Source organism: Lysinibacillus sphaericus, assembly GCF_001629735.1.
Taxonomy (GTDB): Bacteria; Bacillota; Bacilli; order Bacillales_A; family Planococcaceae; genus Lysinibacillus; species Lysinibacillus pinottii.
Window position 1 is genome coordinate 2,734,741 of the sequence record NZ_CP015224.1, and the last position, 21,514, is coordinate 2,756,254.

The window sequence follows — 21,514 nt, forward strand, 5'->3', positions numbered from 1 at the left end:
ATTAAACCCCCCGGGAATTTCAATATCCCATCTATCATCTTAGGTGTATCGTATTATTTCAAGGTTGATTAGGTATTAATACCTTCACAAGTATTAAAAAATACGTACTATTCAACACATCTTGTCTATTATAGCACTTTTTATGCATAAGGATAGATGTGTAACTTTTCTAAAAAAACTAATTTCGACGTAAATTAGTTAATGTAGACGAAAACAAGGCAATTCTTATTCAAACATAGTAATTAAATCTTCTTCTGTAATGAAACTTTCACGCGGCTTACTACCTCTTGCCTCTGAGATAAAGCCATGTGATTCCAACATATCAATTAAACGAGCAGCACGATTATAGCCAATATGATATTTTCTTTGAATCAATGACGTAGAAGCTCCCCCCTGTTCAAAAACAAAACGACAAACATCTTCAAATAAATCATCCTGTTCTGCGGATACCTCTGTTTTCTTCAATAGTTCCTCTTGATCAAAAATATAATCAGGCTCTCCTTGTTCACGAACATGCTCGATAATTGCTTCAATTTCATCATCTGTAACAAATGTTCCCTGGAGACGTACTGGTGCAGACATACCGTTACCTAAATATAGCATATCGCCTCGTCCAAGTAACCTTTCTGCTCCCTGCCCATCCAAAATTGTACGAGAATCAATTTGTGAAGATACTGCAAAGGCAATACGTGTAGGAATATTGGATTTAATTAATCCTGTAATAACGTCTACAGATGGTCTTTGTGTTGCAACAATTAAATGAATTCCACATGCACGTGCCTTTTGAGCAATACGGCAAATTGCCTCCTCTACATCTGCTGGAGACATCATCATTAAATCGGCCAACTCGTCAATAACAATTAAAATATATGGCAATTTCAGGCTATGTTCATTATTTTTATCTGCAATTGCATTATAACGCGTAATATCCCTTGCACCTGCATGCGCAAACAGTTGATATCGACGTTCCATCTCCTCTACAGCCCATTTAAGTGCTGCTGTTGCAGCCTTCACATCTGTGATTACAGGGCTTACTAAGTGTGGGATATGGTTAAATGGCGCCAGTTCTACCATTTTAGGATCGATCAACATTAGTTTTAGTTCATGTGGTGCAGCTTTATATAATAAACTAACCAAAATAGAATTAATACAAACGGATTTACCCGAGCCTGTCGCACCAGCAATTAAACCGTGGGGCATTTTTCGTAAATCTAGTGTAACAGGCTTACCTGTTAGATCAAGACCTAAAGCTGCCTCTAACGGCGAATTTGATTCAAGGAAGGATGCGCTATTCGTCACTTCAGATAATCGTACAGCTCTTGATACTCGGTTTGGAATCTCAATACCAATCGAACTTTTCCCAGGGATCGGTGCTTGAATACGAATATCCTTTGCTGCTAAAGCAAGCTTTAAATCATCTGCTAAATTTCTAATCTTGCTTACTTTCGTACCGTGACTCACAGTAATTTCAAATTGAGTAACTGCAGGTCCCTGCATAATCGATTCAATTTGAGCAGAAACCTGGAAATAAGAAAGTGCTTCCACCAATGTATCACCCTGCTGCTCCATCCAATCTGTATCCTGTGTTTTTTCCTCTGGTGGCTCTAAATATTCGTCAGTAGGCTTTTGATAAACATGAACAGGTTTTGTTTTTTCCTCAACTGGTAGCTCCTGTTCTGCTTCTAAAACCTGTTGTTGGTTTTCCACAGGTTTAACTGGAGAATCCTCTACAATTTCAGGAAGAACTTCAGTAACTGAAATGACCTCTGCTTCTAGCTCTGTTGTTGCAGCAACTTCATCAGCATTAATTCTTTCAATTTCTATTGCATCATTCTCGGATACACTAGTCAAAGTTGTTACAGGAGCCATCGTAATAACCGCTACCGGACTTTCTGATTTAGTTTCTGTGTTAAAATCTCTGTTTTCTTCGTGTCGATGGCATTCAACATCTTCTTGACTACAAAAAGCAGATTGTGAATCACTTTCTTCCTCCAGCTGTGGTTCAACTAGCTGTATAGCATTTGAATCTATGCTCTCAGAAGGCGAGTGTTCCTCTTCTTTAGCTTCCGCCCCATCAATCAGCACATCTTCTACCGCTTCCGGATTACTTTCCACACGAATAGGTTGGACCACTTTCATTTGCTGTTGAATTCGCCATTTTTCTTTATCTGTTTTTAGCATTAGCACATTGAAAGGAATGCGACTTTTTTCTTCTTTTGGGATAGCATCTGATGATGATTGTTCATCAAGCTTCACCGGATGGTCCTCTTCATTACTCGGAGGCTGTACAACCGTTACCTCTCCAATATGAATGGTAGAATTTTCAATTTGGACTTGTTCCACAATCAATTCTTTAACATGAATCTCAGACTGATCTGCTGAAAGCTGTTGTATGGTTTGATCTTGCTTAGCAGCTTCCTTCACTTGATCTTCAAATGCCATGGCAAAAGGTGTGGTTTGTGGTACCACTATATCCGTGAGCGCACTGTCTGGTACATCCTTTTCTTCATCCAATACATCATCATCAAATGTAATAGGTTCAACAATCGGTTCATGGATTTCATGTTCGAATTCAACACGATGAGCTGTACTAGGCGGCTCTTTTTCTTCTAGTATATTTTCATTAGCCTCATTTGTTGTCGCTTCTTTTAATGGCTGATGAATTGTCAATAAATCAGAGGTCATCCTAGTTGTTTCTTGTGACTCATGTTCTTCTTTTCTTTTATCCAATAATTCATTAATAGGACTTGGTTTCGCAAACCCATAGACGGGTGAAGGTACGTCCGTTGGGATAAAGCGTTTACGATTTTCAAGAAAATCGCTATCTACTTTTTGAACTTTTTGTTCTTTCCACTCGAGTTTATCTTTTGGTACAGATGTAGTCTGAGGTATGATTGACTCTTCTCGATCTTGTGCATCTCGAAAAACTAAACTCGCTCTTGAACGATGTTCGTGTTGGACTGGTTGACTTTTCATTGTTGATTTTCTACCAGTGCGTTTTGAACGATTCGCTAACAAATCTCGAATCCCTGTAACATCTACATCGTAAACACTTGAATCAACGATATGTTGATTTAAATGCTTGGGTAAAGATAAATCCTCAATTTGCCCATAATAATCATCATTTTCTACCTGATCAAACATTTCTTTTTGGCGCGTTTGTGACACGACGCCTTCCTCATCATCGTCAATCAATGGGAAACGGAAAGTTTTTTGCTTAGTCATGGGTTGTTCTTGCTGCATATGTAGCTGTTCTGTTTGTTCCTCTTCGTAGTCCTCATAAAATTCTTCATACTCGTACTCATATTCATCTTTATTTAAAATTTTATTTATTTGTTTTTTAAACCAATTCACTTCATTTCACTCATTTCTCTTACACTTCATTTATAGCATTGTCTAATTTTCTTCAAATCAATAGCTCAATGTCTATATCAAAAGCATACCATAAAAACGATCGCGAAACTTGCATTTAGAGGCTCATTCTACACAAAAAAATCGTTATGTTACTAGCATATTAGTAACATAACGATTTAGGGATTTTCACCTTGACCCATTGGATAATATCATGATAAAAAACTAAACTTTTAATAACTTTATTATCAAAAGATGTATTTATTATTTACCTGATGATTCAAATGCACTACCAACGATAGCATCCTCAGGCAAAACTAAGATTCCTTTTTCAGAAGGAGCATTCGGAATTGCTAGCTCACGTGCTGAACAAAGCATGCCAAATGAATCCACGCCTCTTAAATTCCCTTCTTTTATAAGCATTCCTGAAGGCATGACCGCACCAATTTTTGCAACAACCACCTTTTGTCCCGCCTCTACATTTGGTGCGCCACAAACAATTTGTAAAGTTTCATCTCCAACGTTTACAGAACAGATACTTAATTTATCAGCATTTGGATGCTTTTCTTTCGTTTCTACAAAACCTATGACAAACTTCGGAGAAAAGTCAACATCTAGGCTAATGCTAGCACCGTTCTTTTCGATTGCTGCAGCTAATTGTTCAACTAACACTGGTGTTACCTCAACTAATCCTTTTGCATCTGTTTGTATATATTGGCTCGCGTTAAATAAATTAAATGCTTTAATTTCACCAGTTTGAGCTTCTTTTAATATAGCAATATCCCCAGCACGTTCTACTGCTGTGTTCACGATAGACTCCGTTGCTAGTTGAACTAGTAATACATCTCCTACATGCTCTTTGTTGTAAAATACATTCATTGTTTTTCTTGCTCCTTTTTCACTCTGTTTTTTGCTAAGATAAAGATCGGTTCTAATTCCCCATCTTCATAAATAAAAGATAACGACGTGATCGGTACTGTACCGACTGCAAAGAAATGCATAGTCATCTGCGCTAATACATCATACCCTGTTTCATTCCGAATATCACCTATAATCAGCACATCTTGATGAGGCACAGACAATGTCATATCCCCCTCTATCTGAGTCCGCATATCTTTTAGAAAGCTCTCATTTAAAATTCGACTGGCATCATAGCCATCATTCATATTAACAAAATAAAAGATATTATCGGCGACCTCATCCTTTTTATAGGAAGTAGGTAATTGTTTTACTGAAAAACGTGCCATTTCACGAATTTGCTCTACACTTAATTGTAAAGCTTCTAGCATAGATTCATCGATAAAACGATAGGTTTTGCCTAAATCAAGCGCATAAAAGATGCGTGTTTCCGCTGTATGATCTGTTGTAATAAATGCATGGCCCTCTTTCGATGCTTGAGGATATGATGTGGCACGTATAACAGGATAAATTTGTGTAGTCATTTGAAAACCCTGTTCTTTTTCTTGTTCCATCGCATTAAAAGTTTGTGTAATCGTATACACAACTTCATCAATAGCTGCCTCTTGTTTATCATTGTATTTTGCTAAAATCCCAGGTAGTGAAAGCTCCATACCTTTTTCAATCGTTTTATGATTCAATCTTAATTTTTCGTGCTTTTTATCGAAATGAAAATCGTATTTCTCTGCGTTTAATCGTTTTTTTAAAAGCTCTACAAGTTGCTCTGATTTCAATTGCTTCATTCTTTCTCACATCCTGTCTTCAAAATGAAACGGTTCACATGTTTGTGAACCGTTTTGTTCAATCTTGTTTATTTACTTTATCTTAACCGAATGAACTATTTTCGTCATCTCTCGTAAATTATCTTCTATATGCTTTGCCTGAGAAATCGTGGTCATTTTCACGCCACCACTACTCACAATGAGCTCCATTTCATTCTCATCATCTGTTTTTAGTACCGCTGTAAAGCCAAAACGACCATCCTTATCATAAGTGGTTTCCTGAATGATTTTATTAGCTTCATTTTCTTTTAAAAGTTGATAATAAAGTTTACTATTTGGTGCCTCTCTATCGTTAATGAAAAGGATATAGCTTTCTTTTCCTTTTGAAATAACAATATTGTAAGCATCTGAACTATCTTCAACTTTAAAATTTGAAGGTAGGTAAAAATTAATATCTCCAATTTCCTCGGTATGTTCTTCAGGCTCTTCTGCAAAAACCGTTTCTGTGAATTGAAGCCCGTTGGCAATTTGCTCATCGATCGATTGATTGCAGCCAGAAAGCATCAGAAGTAACAGCGTCAGGCCAATAGCTTTTAGCCATTTATATGACATGTCTCTCTTCCTTTCTCTTTCACTACTAACTTTTTTCTATTTTAAAAAAATTATTAGGAAGATGCAACCTCTCCGCATACGCACCACTAATTCCATTTAACTATTTTTCGGGAAATGTGAACAAATATTGACCAACCAATAGTGATACAATATGCTCAAACATCATTTGTCGACTGACTAAACCTTGAGTGAAAATCCCTACTGCTCCAGCCCCCTGTCGAATATCTCTGCGCTGTGTATATTGCTCCATGAGTGGGCCAAGCTCTCCACCAGCTCTAATTTCCTGGGCAATTTCTTTTGGTAAAATAATTTGTGCACCTGCCGCTGTAAACGTTGTCCCATCAGAGACTGTTAATGCACCCCAATTACATACATACATCTCGCCTTCGATTTCAGTGACACCGCCTTCCAAGCCAAAGGATAATGATGCATCTGTTTTTAGCATGGCATTTTTGGCGCGGTTGATGGCACCTAATCTCGTTTCCTCATTCGACATAGGTTGATCTGACACTTCTGAAGCAGCTTTCACATATGTAAAGATTGTATCCACAAAATAATTTTGAGCAATAGCTTCAACTGCTTCAGTTTTCGCTTTATTAGTTGTTCCAATTGCTATTTTCATCAAACCCCTACTTTCTTTCCATAGAAAAAGATGCCTTTTACAGGCATCTTTCCAACTACTTATACATTAGCGCGAATAGACTCTAAAGTCGAACGATCTGCTTTTTTCACTAATTCAACAATTAATGCTTTAGCAGCTGCATAATCATCAATGTGAATGATAGACGCAGATGTGTGAATATAACGTGAGCAAACACCAATTACTGCACTTGGTACACCATCGTTCGCTGTATGTACTCGCCCAGCGTCAGTTCCACCCTGTGATACAAAGTATTGGTATGGAATATGGTTGGACTCGGCCGTATCTAAAATAAACTCTCTCATTCCACGATGTGTCACCATTGTACGGTCTAGAATACGAAGTAATGTTCCTTTACCAAGCTGTCCAAATTGATCTTTTTTACCTGAAGTATCATTTGCAGGTGATGCATCTAATGCAAAGAATAAATCTGGTTTAATCATGTTTGCTGACACTTGAGCACCACGTAAACCAACCTCTTCCATTACATTTGCGCCTGAATATAAATGAGATCCGAGCTTATCATTTTTGACTTCTTTCATTAATTCAATTGCTAAACCACAGCCATAACGGTTATCCCAAGCTTTGGCCATAATTTTTTTCGGATTGGCCATAGGTGTAAATGGACAAACAGGAATAATGGATTGTCCTGGACGAACCCCCATTGCTACCGCATCTTCCTTGTTGTCAGCGCCAATATCGATTAACATATTTTTTATATCCATGGGCTTAGAGCGCTCTGCATCCGTTAATAAATGCGGTGGAATAGATGCAATCACACCAGGGATAGCTCCATTTTTCGTATAGACTTCTACACGTTGTGCAAGCATAACCTGGCTCCACCAGCCACCTAACGTCTGGAAGCGGATCATGCCGTTATCAGTAATAGAAGTAACCATAAATGCTACTTCATCCATATGACCTGCAACTAAAATTTTTGGAGCATCCGCAACTTCACTATGCTTTACCCCAAAAATCCCCCCTAAATTGTCTTGAACGATTTCATCTGAATACTTTTCCAACTCAGATCGCATGAACGCGCGAACAGCGTGCTCATTACCAGGAGCACCTGGTAACTCTGTTAATGTTTTAAATAATTGCAATGTTTCCTCATTCATGTTGACTCTCTCCCCACGAAGTAGAATATTCTTCCTCGCCTATTGTAACATATTTATTTCCGAATTCGAAATATTGATACATTTCCTAAAACTGTTATCGTGTGAACGTGCATTCACTCTATAGGCTATGCTAAAATATAGGTACAGAAAAAGGAGGAAGATGTATGAAATTACGTGATTTTTTAATTGGTGTTGCAACTGGCTTAGCTGCCGCAGTCATTATTAAAGAAGCTAGTGAAAAAGTTTCTCCGTTCGTACCTGCAGGACAAGTACTTGAAAACATAAAAAAAGAATTTAAAAAGGATGCACCGATTGATGGTTCCTGGATTTTTATGAAAACAGAAGATTATACAAATGGTATCATTACTATTCCTGTCTATCGTGGAGGAATCTCACGTATGCATGAAGGTGACATGCAAACATTTGAATTTGCCGCTGATGCACGCTCAGGCGTTGTAGTTGAATTAACAGAGGTTTAGCGCTAAAAAAGAAGCAAAAGAAGCCATCTCCTTTTTAATTGAGATGGCTTCTCTTTATTATTCTGATAAACCTTTATTATTAAAGTATTTTTTATATTTACGATAGTAATTTAAGTTATTGAGTGTTAGCTTCACCCAACGCTTTGTATTCATATCTTCATTATAGTAAAGGGAGTTTGTGTATTTACCCTCGCTAATTAATTTTTTTGCCTCTAATTTAAGCTTTTCGTTCGATGCATATTTGAACAATACACCTTTTGGAATAATCATCCATAGATGTTTATCCTCTACATAAGTAACTTCTTGCTTAATGTTTAACATATGATCATCAGCAACATACTTCATTAAGTTATGGCCACTTGCCGTTACATAATAGCTGGAACGTCCATTACGTAAATTAATTTCAAACAGCTTGTACTGTTTATCACGAATATCGTATTTCATATCGAAATTGGCAAAGCCTGTATAGCCGATGTCCTCTAAGAAGAAACGTACTTGGTCCATTAATTCTTTATCGTATGTTGTTACGATAGCTGCATAACTGCCGATTCCTTCAGGTGAATGCTCTTCTAGAATAGGATTTCCTAGACACATTAGCTTCACTTTCCCGTCTTTGCCCACATAAGCATTAAGCACACGCATATAAGAATCATCACCAGGGATAAATTCTTGAATAATCATTGTATCTTGATAGCTTGAGCTATAAATCGCTTTTAAAATAGCTGTTTTTTCTGCCTCGTCATGCGCAACAAAAACTTTTTTCTTCCCTGGGAATTTACATGCCCAATATTCCACCGAATTTGACGCCTTTAAAATAATTGGATACTCGAATGGAGGTGTAAAATTTTCATAATTATCTGCTGTTACAGTCGTTGTCCCTGGATATTTAAAATCGTATTTATCACACATCTTGTAGAAATTCTCTTTAAGTAAAATTTCATCCATTAAAGATTCATCGATGTAAGGCACTGTGAAATGCTCCTGCAGCGCTGGCTTATTTTTAATAATAAGCTTAGCATAATCGTCACCACACGCTAATAGCAATAGCTTTTGATCAGCATATTGTTTTGCAACTTGTGCAAGCGCAGGTGCAAAGACATCCTGCTCATTTAAACGGTCGATTTCTTGAAACTCCAGGATATGGCTATCTTGTGTTGCTGTTAAATGAGAACGTCCTAAGACAAGTGGTTTAATTCCATATGCTTCATAAAATGCACGGGCCATCCCATATGCATTCATATCTGACCCTAGTAAAACTGGTAAAAATGGTTGTTCAGCTGCCATGTTTATTTCAACTCTCTTTTATATTTTAGTTTCGTGTTTAGTGTATCATATTTTCCATCATCTTCACGAACAAAAAAGCGAGGTATCGACATTTTCATGTCAACTACCTCGTCATTGTTAGAATGTAATAACAGCTTGTCTACTACGTTCGAGCTTAGCCTTGATTTCTTTCCCCGTTTCATCCCATTTAATCATACGATAATAGGCATCATGGTAGAAAATAAAGCCATAGTTATTGGCAAGAGCTTCTTTCATAAGACGTTCTTTCGCAAAAACACTAGTCATTGGATAGTCATCATAAGCTAAAACCCATAATGGATTTTGATGAGCATGTGTAGGCATAATGTCTGCCATATGCAAAAGTACTTCACCTTGTTGAGTAAGTTTGATTACAGCATGACCTTCACTATGACCACCTGTATGAATCATTTCAATTCCTGGAGCTACTTCCAACGTACCTTCATAGGTTTCAACTAAGTGCTGTACAGGCTCCCAATTTTCTTTCCAGTACGTATTTTTGGAGCGAATATTTGGGTTACGCATCTCGTCCCATTCAATTTTTGTTACGAAAATTTTAGCGTTTGGGAAAGTAGGCACAAGCACATCATCTTGCCACTGAGTTAAACCACCAGCATGATCAAAATGTAAATGTGTCATTAGCACCGCATGGATATCTGCTGTCGTTAAACCAAGCTCTTGTAAACTATCCGCTAACGAAGATTCTTCTGTTACACCAAAGTTTCTTAGCTGTTTTTCATTTAATTTGTTAAAGCCAACACCCGTATCAATAAGATAGTTTCTGCCCTCATATTGAACAAGAATTGGTTCCGTTGGTAATTCAATTTGATTTTTTTCGTTGACTGGATATTTGCGCGACCAAAGTGGTTTTGGGACAACTCCAAACATCGCACCACCATCTAGACACGTAACACCCCCGTTAAGCCATGATAATGACATATTGTGAAACTGTAACTGATCCATCCATATTCCCCCTACAATTTAGTGATAAATTGCGACTCTAAGCGGTAAATCGGCTGTCCTTTCGCAGAGAATTTCTGCTCATATTCAGTCATCACATTATCCTCTGGCATGTTTGCATGTAGGTCGAGTGATACATACTTTAATAACATACCATATTCAGATATACTGATTAACGAAAATTCAAACAAACCACGGTTATCCGTTTTAAAATGGATTTCCCCATTATCCACCAAAATCGACTCATATAATTTCAAAAAATCCCCATGCGTCAAACGTCTTTTGGCATGACGTGTTTTTGGCCAAGGATCTGAGAAATTCAAATACACACGTGCTACATCATTTTTATTAAAGAATTTATTTAAATCCGCGCCATTTACTTTAAGTAAACGTAAATTCGCTGGAGATTTTGCTTCTAGAACTTTCTCTAATGCACAAACGATTACACTATCATAAAGTTCGATCCCAATATAATTAATATCTGGATTTTGCAAAGCCATTCCCGTAACAAACTGTCCCTTCCCAGTACCAACTTCAATATGAATGGGGTTGTTATTTCCGAAAACAACCTGCCAATTTCCTTTAAAGTCTTCAGGATTCGGAACGATTACCTCTGGATGATTTGTAATCATTTCCTCTGCCCAAGGCTTATTTCTTAATCTCACTGTTGTTCCTCATTTCTTTCTTATAAAATTATTGATTTTTTATAGTATAACGTATTCCTCTTACATTCGCATAAAATTATTGCGCAATGATATTATTTAAGAACTCTTTGTCGTAATATTCCATGCCTTCTGTTGCACTGTACAGTGGATGGTAGTACCCTGATGGACACGTCCGCTATAATTACCATCCATATGACAATCAACCTTGTGATCATCATTCACGATAATATCGAAATGTTGTCCTTGTAAAAATGTGATTTCTTTAAACTTCGTATGCCTTTCAAAAAAAACAGTAACAAAAATAAGTAATAATTTTAGACGAGAAATATCATGGACAATTGTAATGTCCATTCGGCCATCATCTGCTTTTGCGGCTGGTGATATTTTCATACCTCCGCCGAAATAAGGCTGATTGCACATGGCGACAAACCATGCTCGTTGGAATTGCCACTCTTGATGATCAGAACGTATGGTGACGTTAAAACATTTAAAGCTAAATAAGCCTCTAATGACAGCAACAGCATACGATAGCTTACCCAATCCTAATTTATTGAGGTAAAATTTAAGGCGTGATGTATTAATCGATTTTGTGACATATGCATCAAAACCAATGCCAGCATTATTGACAAAGAATTCATCCCAGCTATCGCTGAGCTGAATGTTCCCTGCATCTATTTGTGTATATGCCATGGTAGAAGCCATTACATAGTCCTCGATTTGCTGAGCATTGTAAAATGTAGGAAACGAGCGAGCAAAATCATTACCAGAGCCAGCACGAACCACACCCAGTACTAACAATTCATTATGTACAACAGCACTAAACACCTCATGGATGGTACCATCTCCACCAACAACTATAAGTAACTTTGGATTCAGCTGTTGTAATACCCATTGTTTGGCAATCTCTCGTCCATGTCCTTCATATTCCGTAAAAGTCACTTGATAGTCTATCGTTAGGTGCTTTTGAAGTTGAGTCCAAACTTTCTTCCCTTTTCCGTTCCCGGCAGCTTCATTGACAATAAATAGAATCTGCATACTTAGTCCTCTGTTGTTTGTGATGCTTGCTGCCAAATATCTCGATTAAACGAAGTGGTTTGTACAGTATTTAAAATTGTTTGAGCCGCACGTATTTGCATATGCTTCATTGGAGAAGAAACCTTTCGCAAATGCTCCATCCATTCTCCATAATTACGGCGATCAACAAAACGAACCCCATACGGTGAACCCGGATAATCAAAATAACCATTCCGCGTTAGTACAACTTTACGAATGGGCATATCTATGTTTTCTTCTTTAAATAATTGAGATAGTACCGACTCCATACGTGCTAAGTTTATCGTTGGATTCAAAACTTTTAAGTCCTTTGTTCCTACTTTTTTCATCCAAAAGCGATCACTGCCACCAACATATACAGCTTGATTTTCTGCTTCTAAAACGGTAATACAAATACACTCCGTCGGAGACATTAATACGACATCAAGCTCAATCGGTGCTTTTCTGATTTGTAGGATAGGATAATAAAACAACAAAAAATTATCTGGTAATGTTTGTAACAAAGTACGTAGTAACGAATCACGCATGAAGCGAGGATCTACATATGATTTTTCACGTAATGTTGAGCTAGCCCATTTCATTTGGAAATGGAAGAATTGATCAATAAACATACGCTTCAGTTCATGGATGGATTGTGGAGCATACACAATCTTAGGTTCAAATGTTAGTGTTGTTTCTTCTTCTGGAATAGTATCCTCACTACTTATGAGTTCGTTTGATATTTCTATATCTTCAACATCTTCTGTTTCTTTTTGTCGTCCAGTAAATATTTTTTTTATGAAGGAAAATCGCTCTTTTTCCTCTAAAGTATCCGCTTCTGTCTCATTATCAATATGTTGCCATTCGCTTATATCTTCGCCCAATTCCCATTGACGCTTAATACGGTCCCATTGGCTTTTCTTCAAGCGTACAAATTGTGTAGGATATCTTGCTAAGTCAATTTGATAGCGAGAAATATAATCTTGTATTTTTACTAATTGTGCCATGTAAAGGTCACTCCATTCTTACTTACCATCTCTTTAGTTCTCTTTTTTCTCGATCCCTTTTGTAAAAAAGAGTCTATGCATTCTTATGTATTCATTACATCGACATTTGCTCTACAAATTTCAATCTGTAAGATTATTCTACTATCCTTTTTATTTTACATGACGAGACCCAACATTACACCCATAAATAAAGAGAACTATCCATACAGATAGTTCTCTACAAGGTTCTTTTATTTGGTATTCATTGAAAGTGGTAATTTCGCTTCAAATGATTGCTGTAATTGACGAGTCCATTCACCGGGAACTCCAGCCCCAATTTGGTTGCCGTCCACATCAATGACTGGCGTAACCTCAGAAGATACAGACGACACAATGATTTCATCCATTGTTAGTAAATCAGCTTTCGTCATTGGCTCTTCGATTACTGGTAAATTAATTTCTTCCGCACATTTTAAAATGACTTGACGTGTAATACCATTTAAGATGAAATTATTAGCTGGATGTGTATAAAGTTTTCCATCTTTAATTCCGTAAACATTAGCTGAAGAGCATTCTGTCACGATATCTCCGCGATGTAAGATCGCTTCATAACAACCTTTCTCCGCAGCTTCTTGTTTTGCTAATACTGCACCAAGCAAGTTTAAAGATTTAATGTCACAACGCAACCAACGAATATCCTCAACAAAAGTGGCTTTAACACCTTTTTCAAAGTTTTCATATGCACGTTCACCCGCTTTTACATTTCCAGTTAATACAGCAGGAATACTTGCATCCGGGAAAACGTGATTACGTGAATTAGCCCCACGAGTGATTTGAAAATAAACATGTCCTGTTTCTAGATTATTCTTTTCAATTAGCTCATGTAGTAACTTGTGTAAAACATCTTTTGTATAAGGGATAACAAGGCGAATTTTTTCGGCGCTCGCATAGAAACGATCAATGTGCTCTTGTGCTGTAAACATATTTCCGTTATAAACTTTAATTACTTCATAAATACCGTCACCAAACTGATAACCTCTGTCTTCTGGTGAGATTGCAATAGATCCTTCTTCAACAATTTGATCATTCCATAATGAATATGCCATTTTCCGTTCATCCTTTTCGTCTTTATGTTATTTTTTTCCCGCAAGCTCAACAATTGCTTCCGCATAAATAGCCGCTGCTTTTACAAGATTTTCAATCACTACAAACTCATCCGCCCGATGCGCCACATCCTGCTCCCCAGGGAATAGCATGCCAAAGGCCACGCCTTTTTTCAGCACACGTGCATACGTTCCACCACCTGTAGATAATAACGGTGTTTCTGTATCTCCTGATTGACGTCTATAAATAGCCGCTAATGTTTGGATAAATGGATCATCTTCACTGACATAATGGGGCTTGGAGTCGTCTTGAATATCTAATGAAAATCCTCTTTTTACAACTAAACGTTGAGCCTCCGTAATTTTTTCATCGAATGGATAGGACACAGAATAGCGCATACTAATCACTAAACTGCCACCTTTACTGACATCATAGCTAACAATGCCTGGATTTAATGTTGTCTGACCAGACATGGCATCCTCGAATTGCAACTCAAGCTGATGGCCATAATGATCCTGATAAAAAACATCTGCGATAAAGTCGACAAATTGCTTACTTGACTCAGTCGTCAACTCTTGTTGTAAAAACGCAGCAAGATAAACAGCTGCATTGATTCCTTTTTCTGGTTCCATTGCATGGGCTGCTTTACCTTTGATAGTTATTATATAGCGAGAGTCCTCCATTAATAAAGAGCCATCTAGCTGATTTTTGCTTAAGAATGTTTGAAAATTCTGTTCGAATTCCGCTGAGGCATGCTGAATTGAGGCTTCTGCCAAATCTGGTACCATATTTGGACGCTTTCCTGCATTAAATAATAGTAGTTGTTCTTTCGTTACATCACCTACTTTATTTTGAGAGAACACAAGCTCTGCAATGCCTTTCTCAGCATTAATGAGCGGGAAATCTGCATCGGGGGCAAAACCGATTGACGGCATTTCCTCCTGTTTGAAATAGTGGTCGACACAGCGGAACCCTGTTTCTTCATCCGTACCAATAATCATTCGCACTCTTTTATCTAATTGAATACCTGCATCCTTGACAAGCTTCATAGCCATCCATGCCGCAACTGTAGGGCCTTTATCATCAATTGCACCACGTGCATACAGCCTACCATCAGCTACAGTACCGCTAAATGGCGGGTATGTCCAATCAGCTTCATCTCCAACTGGAACAACATCAACATGACATAAAATACCTAATAATTCTTCACCTGTACCCATTTCTATATGTCCAGCATAGTTATCAACATTTTTCGTTAGTAACCCTTCTTTTTGGCCCTTCGCAAGTAACCATTCAAGCGCTTGAAGTGGACCATTACCAAAAGGTACCTCAGTAGTTTTCGTATCCTCATCAAGAACACTATTAATTTGCACAAGCTCCTGTAACTCTTGTACTAATTCATCTTGCCTTTCTTTTGCAGCCTGTAACCAATCCATACCATGTACCTCCTTCAAGTAGTAACATTATTCTACACCTTACAACATATATGACAATCCTCTTTCTGACAACTATTTTCAGTAACTTCTACTGACACTACCACATATAGCATGTTTTTCACGTATTCCCACAAAATACAGTGAAAATTTTATGTTTCTATTGTAAATTTCTCTTGCATTCACTAGAAAATCATGTAGTTTTTCTATATAATGAAGTTATCAGAATAATTGTTCTGACATAAAAATTAGAAAAGGGGATGTCTAAGGCAGCTACTTAATAGCCTAAGTGCACTCCGCACATATTGTCGTCCGCTAGTCTTTGCCAAGAGAATTAAGATGAAGGAGTGGTTCATTTAATGAAACCAACTACTGATCGAATGCTTAATCGTATTAAAGACGTGTACATGTTTATTTTAGACAAAGGAACCGTGTCTACACAGGATTTAGTCGAAGAGTTTAGTATCACTCCTCGCACCGTTCAAAGAGATTTGAACGTGTTAGCCTTTAACGATTTGGTGACGAGTCCAAGTCGAGGCAGATGGACAACGACGAAGAAAAAAGTAAAATTGACGTCTTAGTTTTACGTAGAATGCGTAAAGCATTGTGTATGGAAAAGAATGACCTTTCGTCGGGGTCATTCTTTTTTTGTTGTTAGAAGATTATTAGATAATTTTTATCGTGTTGAATCGGCAGGGAAATAAGCTAACAAATTGAACGGTCTTCTACGTAGTAGCTCTGTCTCATTTTTCTCTTTTAAATGAAGTGTAGCTCGTTCAGTCATTTAGTTTATTTCACTGACGTGTATCTCTAGAGAATATTTTGACTATTTACAGTTGCTTAACAATCCGTTAAACTCGAAACATTCTAAATTGTTGAGAGGAGGGCTTTATATGAAACTGTCAAATTTGTTTCATCCATTAGTTTGGATTATTTTAGGTGGAACAGTTTTCACACGGATTGCAAGCTTTATGGCAATGCCTTTTTTAGCTATTTATTTACATAATGAAATTGAAGCCACTCCTTTACAAATTGGATTGACAATTGGTATTGCACCCCTTATTTCCACTGTTGGCGGGTTTTTCGGTGGATATTTAACGGATCGTTTTGGAAGGAAAAGTGTCATTCTAATAACGATTATAGTGTGGAGCCTCGTATTCTTTGGCTTTGCCACTGTCCATACGGTTTGGTTATTTATTCTATTCAACGCCTTGAATGGTCTTTGTCGCTCATTTTTTGAACCTTCCACTCAGGCATTAATGATTGATTTTACACCTGCTGATAAACGGAAAAGACTTTTTTCATTACGTTACACGGCCATTAATATTGCCGCAGTCATTGGTCCAATAATAGGCGTCTATATCTCTCAGTTAGCAAGTCCTAGTATACCTTTTATGCTAACAGGTATTATGTATATAATTTACGCTGTATTTTTATTTTTCGTGTTAAATCGTTATCAAATGCAACAACAAAAAGCTGTAACTCAAACAAAAATATTGCATACCTTCACAATCCTTTTAACAAATCGTGTGTTACTTAGCTTTATTTTTGGAGCAATCCTTATCAATATTGGCTACTCTCAATTTGATTCGACATTACCACAAGTTATTGAATTAACCGTTGAAAATGGGACAAAATTGTATTCCCTATTGATTTCACTCAATGCAGCGGTCGTCTTATTATTACAATTGCCTATTAGTATTGTGTCTGAACGATTTTCATCCTCCGCCACTCTATTAGTCGGTATTCTGTTTTTTGCTATCGGACTATTTATGTTTGGGTTCTCTAGCAACTATACACTCTATATCATCGCGATGATTATTTTTACAATTGGCGAAATCTTTGCCTTCCCTACAATGAATGTCATGATTGATGAAATTGCGCCTGACACCCAAAAAGCGACCTACCTTGGCGCTGCACAATTTAAAAATTTAGGGGGCTTTATAGGACCCATTATTGGAGGTTGGCTATTAACGCACTATATGGGTGCCATGTTTGCAATTATTGCCATTCTTGTATTATGTAGCTGTATCTTTTACCGATCTAAAACATCAACACATTAAAAAACGCTCCATATCTATAAAATAGCTCACCTTGCTATCTATAGTATGGGGCGTTTTTTTAAATCTTGGTATCTTCGACCTCTGCCACTTCGACAAAGCTAGAATATTGGTCTTTACCAGCATTTTTCGATTGATAGAGTGCTCGATCTGCTCGTTCAAATAAGCTCATTTCTGAATCTTCGGGATGATGATAGATAGCCCCCCCCATACTCACTGATAGAACGGACCATTTTTGAATGGCATGATCTTCCAATTTAAGAGTCCTTATTTGCGTCAAGATAGCATCTGCTACCTGCTGCATATGATGCTCTGTTGTATCGTACAAAACCATGGCAAATTCATCGCCACCAAATCTTACGACAAATCCGTCTTTTTTCACTACTTTTTTTAGGATTTTGGCTGTTCCAATTAGGATCTGATCGCCTTCCGCATGGCCAAATTGATCATTTACTTGTTTAAAATTATCCAAATCGATTAACAATAGTCCAGGTCTATTTAATTTTCGTTTCTTTAGTAAGCTATCCATTTTTCGAATATAGGTCGCTCGATTATAGACACCTGTTAACGGATCAAAAGTGGCGAGATGGATTGTTTTAGAGAGTATTTTATTGATAACTAACAGCATGACAAAGGCAGTTATTAAAGCAATGGTTAATAAAACCCAAAACTGTTTTGTGTTTTTTTGAAGCGCTTCCATTTTTGTGAAATTAGCATACTTCACATAAACAATTCTGTGGGAAGACTCCCCTCTGACCGTCTCTGCTTCATATGGTAAAAAAAGATGCGTTTCCATATAACCCTGATTAAATGCTTCTTGATACTCGACAGGCTGCATCTTCTTCCTTGCTAGCTCAAAATATTTCTGAAACTGTTCGGATTGTTCTTGAACGGTTATCCGCTTCGATTTTGAATCATTAAAGAAAACCCCACCAGCACTAATCGTTTGCACTTCTACTAAATCAACATATTTCGCTACCAAATATTCTGAAGTTTTTTCAAAGTTAAAGGTTTGAAAGACTGGGTTTTTCAATAAGTCTATACTTAGTTCAAGTAGATATTTCTTATCATGTGTCGCAAGGTAGGCAAATTTTCGGTATTCTCCTGTCGTTGTGGAAATGTCTATTCCGTCTGTAAAAAATTCTCCACTCGCACGCCGTTCATCCAATAAGGCAGAAAAACGTTGACAGCACTTAGAAAAATTGAAACCTATATCTTTATCAAATGTTGTGTATAACACTGTATTAGTCTGATCTAATATGTATATATCCATATCATGTTTATTTTTCAATTGTTGTAAATCCCATGTAGCAACATTAGGGTTCTCACGATAATAGTTTTTTAAAGCTCTAAGTGCCTGCTCCATTTCGTCTGACATATTTGCATCAAAATATAAGTGCGCATTATCTACAGCTCGCATATCTGTAAGAATATGATTTTCTATTAACACTCTATTTCTGGCTACTTGTTCTTCTATATCGTCAGCTAATATTTGCCTATTCACATACGAAATCACAGCAACAAGTATGACTGCAAAAGCTATTAAAGATAGTAATAATTTAATTCGCAGGTTCTTCATTTATTGGCCCGCCCTCTACTTATTTTCACCATCATTTTTTGGAAATATCTTAGAGAATGATACGTTTCTTCACTATATTAAGATAACACATTACATATTATACAGTTACGGTTATAAGGCTGTATATAAAAATCCCCGATGCTAAGTCAGCACCGAGGAACATGTTAAGGGTTATTTTGTAAGCAGTCTAATTCTTCTACAGTTAGCTCACGATATTCACCTAGCTCCAGTTGATCGTCTAACTTTAGATTCCCCATAGATATACGTTTTAAATAGGTTACGCGTTTCCCTACAGCCTCGAACATTCGCTTCACCTGATGAAACTTGCCCTCCTGAATGGTTAACTCAATCTCAGATTGTGGTGCAGATTTGAGAATGACAAGCTTTCCAGGCTTTGTCATATACCCGTCATCTAGCTCCACACCATTCGCAAACTTCTCTACGTCCTCTTCCGTTACAACACCTTCAATATGTGCGTAATAAACCTTTGGCACATGTTTTTTAGGAGACAATAAATTATGAGCTAATATGCCATCATTCGTTAATACCAGTAAGCCTTCTGTATCTTTATCGAGTCGGCCAACCGGAAAAGGTTGAAAATGCTGGTCTACTGGCTCCAGTAAGTCAATAACTGTTTCATCTCTTAAATCTTCTGTTGCAGAAATAACACCTGGTGGTTTATTCATCATAAAATAGACAAACTCCGTATAAATGACACGCTCTCCATAGACGGATACATTTTGCTGTTCTGGATCTACATGCATGGCAGCATCCTTGACAGAAGCACCGTCTACTGTGACAGCTTTTTGCTTTAATAGCTGCTTAACTTCCTTGCGCGAGCCATACCCCATATTTGCAAGTAATTTATCTAAACGCATCTTACCACTCCTATTTCATTCCCAGCTTGCTCATAATACGAGTCAACCGTTCACCTAATAGCTTCTGTGCTAAACCTATACGAAGTGACAAGAAGCCGTAGACAGCCACTCCAACAACTGCACAAATAACTGAGAACAGTAATGCAGAGAATTTACTATCGACAGGACCCATTAGTAATTCTAGTAGCTTATGCACAATCAACACACTGATTGCCATTGCCATCGTCAATAATGCAATTAACAGGACTCGCCGAACGACCATTTCTGATCGATAATTTAATGTTTTACGTAGCACAAGTATATTAATAAGAATTGATACACTATACCCGATAGCAGTTGCTACAATTGCACCATCTGCCTCCAACAAACGAATTAATGGGATATTTAACGCTAGCTTAACGAAAATACCTGATAATAAGCTGAAAACAATCCATTTTTGAAAATCAATTCCCTGTAATAGGGCTGCTGTGACTTGGAATAACGCAAATAAAATGGCCACAGGTGCATAATGGGCTAAAATCATCGCACCCATTTCACTTTCGGAATAAAGCATAAAGTAAATCTCATTTGCTAACAGAGAAATACCAACCACTGCTGGCAATGTAATGAAGATTAAAATTTGATAGGTTTTATCCATCGCATGACGCAAGGATAAATATTCACCCTGTGTGTAATATTTTGTAATGGTTGGGACAAGTGCCATCGAAAAACCTGTTGCTAGCATGACAGGAATGATAACTACCTTATGTGTCATAAAGTTAATCATCGATAAATAGGTATCTGTCACCTCAGCCAAGCCAATAGATGTCATGGCCCCGTTAAAAGTAAGCATATCGACTAATTGGAATAGTGGATTGGCTACACCTACAAACACCATTGGTATGGAGTAGGTAATAACTTCTTTATAAATATTGGACATTGGCAGCTGTGTAGAGGTTACACTTTGACTGCGTAGTAAGTTAAATTCAGGCTGATATTTTTTCCAATAATAATATAGAACACCTAAGCCACCAATTGCTCCGATAAAGGCTGCAAATACGGCAAAGGAAATGGCTGTCTCAGGTTTACCTTTGAACACAACAACCACGATAAAGGAACCACCTAGTAACACGACAATTCGCACAATTTGCTCCACTAATTGTGATACAGCGGTAGGCTCCATTTTGTCATAGCCTTGGAAGAAACCTCGCCAAAGACTCATAAATGGTACAACGATTAAGGCAAAACTAACCCATCTTATAACCGATGCAATCTGATCTACTGTAAAAACTTGTTCTTCACTCTTAATAACCAATCCCGCAATAGGCGTAGCAAGGAAGAAGAGTGCAATAAATGCTGCAAAACCGGTCATCATCATAATGATTATGCCCGATTTCATCAGTTTACGACCTGATTGATAGTCCCCCATTGCATTGTATTTAGAAACAAATTTAGAGACGGCAATGGGCGCACCTGAAATGGCAATTGCCAGCATAATAGAATAAGGGATGTATGCATACTGATAGAGCGCGATATTTTTCTCTCCAACAATTGCATAAAACGGGAAAATATAAATTAATCCGAGCACCTTCGATAAAAACATCCCCAATGTTAATATCGCAGTACCTTTCATTAAATTGGACATCATACCCATCCA

At 37.4% G+C, this 21,514-nt stretch carries 19 protein-coding genes; 3 read left to right on the top strand and 16 right to left on the bottom strand.

The genetic code is table 11. The annotated features are described in order from the left end of the window. Positions 1 to 225: 225 nt before the first annotated feature. From A2J09_RS13335 to A2J09_RS13360, 6 genes are all read right to left on the bottom strand, one after another. Positions 226 to 3,354 carry a DNA translocase FtsK gene (locus A2J09_RS13335; protein ID WP_036162318.1) on the bottom strand — a complete coding sequence of 1,043 codons (3,129 nt, stop codon included), beginning with the start codon at positions 3,352 to 3,354 and terminating at the stop codon, positions 226 to 228. Between the two features lie 261 nt (positions 3,355 to 3,615). Then, positions 3,616 to 4,230, bottom strand: coding sequence for a YtpR family tRNA-binding protein (gene ytpR, locus A2J09_RS13340; RefSeq protein WP_012295698.1), 615 nt, complete (start codon positions 4,228 to 4,230; stop codon positions 3,616 to 3,618). Next, positions 4,227 to 5,051: a DUF1444 domain-containing protein gene (locus A2J09_RS13345; protein WP_012295699.1), complete on the bottom strand. Its 825-nt coding sequence runs from the start codon at positions 5,049 to 5,051 to the stop codon at positions 4,227 to 4,229. Before A2J09_RS13345 ends, ytpR begins: the two co-directional genes overlap by 4 nt. A gap of 72 nt (positions 5,052 to 5,123) precedes the next feature. After that, entirely contained in the window at positions 5,124 to 5,642 is a 519-nt protein-coding gene (locus tag A2J09_RS13350) for a hypothetical protein (protein WP_036162320.1), read from the bottom strand. Positions 5,643 to 5,742: 100 nt separating this feature from the next. After that, positions 5,743 to 6,264: a DUF84 family protein gene (locus tag A2J09_RS13355; RefSeq protein WP_012295702.1), complete on the bottom strand. Its 522-nt coding sequence runs from the start codon at positions 6,262 to 6,264 to the stop codon at positions 5,743 to 5,745. Positions 6,265 to 6,323: 59 nt separating this feature from the next. Beyond that, positions 6,324 to 7,400: a M42 family metallopeptidase gene (locus tag A2J09_RS13360; RefSeq protein WP_012295703.1), complete on the bottom strand. Its 1,077-nt coding sequence runs from the start codon at positions 7,398 to 7,400 to the stop codon at positions 6,324 to 6,326. A gap of 164 nt (positions 7,401 to 7,564) precedes the next feature. On the opposite strand from A2J09_RS13360, the gene A2J09_RS13365 reads away from it, so the two are divergent. Further along, positions 7,565 to 7,879 carry a hypothetical protein gene (locus A2J09_RS13365; RefSeq protein WP_008176726.1) on the top strand — a complete coding sequence of 105 codons (315 nt, stop codon included), beginning with the start codon at positions 7,565 to 7,567 and terminating at the stop codon, positions 7,877 to 7,879. Between the two features lie 57 nt (positions 7,880 to 7,936). Here the strand turns inward: A2J09_RS13365 and A2J09_RS13370 are convergent, their stop codons facing one another. The 7 genes from A2J09_RS13370 to pepV all read right to left on the bottom strand — a co-directional run bounded on the left by A2J09_RS13370 (position 7,937) and on the right by pepV (position 15,364). Continuing rightward, on the bottom strand, positions 7,937 to 9,163 hold the full coding sequence (locus A2J09_RS13370) for a carboxylate--amine ligase (protein ID WP_012295704.1): 1,227 nt from the start codon (positions 9,161 to 9,163) through the stop codon (positions 7,937 to 7,939). Positions 9,164 to 9,280: 117 nt separating this feature from the next. Next, positions 9,281 to 10,144, bottom strand: coding sequence for a YtnP family quorum-quenching lactonase (locus tag A2J09_RS13375; RefSeq protein WP_031418585.1), 864 nt, complete (start codon positions 10,142 to 10,144; stop codon positions 9,281 to 9,283). Between the two features lie 11 nt (positions 10,145 to 10,155). Continuing rightward, entirely contained in the window at positions 10,156 to 10,806 is a 651-nt protein-coding gene (gene trmB / locus A2J09_RS13380) for a tRNA (guanosine(46)-N7)-methyltransferase TrmB (RefSeq protein ID WP_012295706.1), read from the bottom strand. Positions 10,807 to 10,902: 96 nt separating this feature from the next. Next, entirely contained in the window at positions 10,903 to 11,841 is a 939-nt protein-coding gene (locus A2J09_RS13385; RefSeq protein ID WP_012295707.1) for a diacylglycerol/lipid kinase family protein, read from the bottom strand. A 2-nt stretch (positions 11,842 to 11,843) separates the two neighbouring features. After that, entirely contained in the window at positions 11,844 to 12,845 is a 1,002-nt protein-coding gene (locus A2J09_RS13390) for a nuclease-related domain-containing protein (RefSeq protein WP_012295708.1), read from the bottom strand. 230 nt (positions 12,846 to 13,075) lie between these two features. Further along, positions 13,076 to 13,930, bottom strand: coding sequence for a D-amino-acid transaminase (dat, locus tag A2J09_RS13395; RefSeq protein ID WP_012295709.1), 855 nt, complete (start codon positions 13,928 to 13,930; stop codon positions 13,076 to 13,078). 27 nt (positions 13,931 to 13,957) lie between these two features. Then, entirely contained in the window at positions 13,958 to 15,364 is a 1,407-nt protein-coding gene (gene pepV, locus A2J09_RS13400; protein ID WP_036162322.1) for a dipeptidase PepV, read from the bottom strand. 356 nt (positions 15,365 to 15,720) lie between these two features. Between pepV and A2J09_RS13405 the strand changes: the two genes are divergently transcribed. Both A2J09_RS13405 and A2J09_RS13410 read left to right on the top strand, forming a co-directional pair. Beyond that, a complete protein-coding gene (locus A2J09_RS13405; protein WP_004226074.1) occupies positions 15,721 to 15,942 on the top strand; it encodes a DeoR family transcriptional regulator in 222 nt (73 codons plus the stop codon). A gap of 312 nt (positions 15,943 to 16,254) precedes the next feature. Then, positions 16,255 to 17,424, top strand: coding sequence for an MDR family MFS transporter (locus A2J09_RS13410; RefSeq protein WP_012295711.1), 1,170 nt, complete (start codon positions 16,255 to 16,257; stop codon positions 17,422 to 17,424). A 58-nt stretch (positions 17,425 to 17,482) separates the two neighbouring features. Here the strand turns inward: A2J09_RS13410 and A2J09_RS13415 are convergent, their stop codons facing one another. From A2J09_RS13415 to A2J09_RS13425, 3 genes are all read right to left on the bottom strand, one after another. Further along, on the bottom strand, positions 17,483 to 19,000 hold the full coding sequence (locus A2J09_RS13415; protein ID WP_012295712.1) for a GGDEF domain-containing protein: 1,518 nt from the start codon (positions 18,998 to 19,000) through the stop codon (positions 17,483 to 17,485). Between the two features lie 164 nt (positions 19,001 to 19,164). Next, on the bottom strand, positions 19,165 to 19,878 hold the full coding sequence (locus A2J09_RS13420; protein ID WP_012295713.1) for a pseudouridine synthase: 714 nt from the start codon (positions 19,876 to 19,878) through the stop codon (positions 19,165 to 19,167). 10 nt (positions 19,879 to 19,888) lie between these two features. Then, a complete protein-coding gene (locus A2J09_RS13425) occupies positions 19,889 to 21,502 on the bottom strand; it encodes a putative polysaccharide biosynthesis protein (protein ID WP_031418581.1) in 1,614 nt (537 codons plus the stop codon). Positions 21,503 to 21,514: the final 12 nt, after the last annotated feature.